This is a genomic window from Corynebacterium sp. MSK073, assembly GCF_030232085.1.
Lineage (GTDB): Bacteria > Actinomycetota > Actinomycetes > Mycobacteriales > Mycobacteriaceae > Corynebacterium.
In genome coordinates this window covers 1-330 of record NZ_JASPIY010000048.1, presented here as the reverse complement: position 1 = coordinate 330, position 330 = coordinate 1, and the positions used below count along the sequence as shown (strand labels likewise).

The window sequence follows — 330 nt, the reverse complement described above, 5'->3', positions numbered from 1 at the left end:
AGTCTGGTTGCTGGAATATCGTATGAAACATCGCCGATAGGGTTGGCCACTGGGTCTTGGCAACCATCGAAGACAGGTTTTTAGAAAAGTGCGTTCGACACCGCTGCCAGGACGCATTCGGCAACACGTCACTAATCGCATGCTGGATTCCTAGATGCGCGTCACTGGTGACAAGATAGACCTCATTAAGTCCGCGAGCTTTAAGATCCCTAAAGAACCCAGTCCACGACGCCACAGACTCAGATGTAGCAACCTGCATGCCCAATAGCTCACGATAGCCTTCGGCATTAACCCCGGTAGCCACGAGGACGGAAGCTTTGACCACGCGTC

Annotated in this window: 1 protein-coding gene; it reads right to left on the bottom strand. The window is 52.7% G+C overall.

The window, feature by feature from the left end; genetic code table 11:
- Positions 1-330, bottom strand: a 330-nt coding sequence (locus tag QP970_RS11625; protein WP_284869970.1) for a transposase, incomplete at both ends; no start/stop codon positions are given.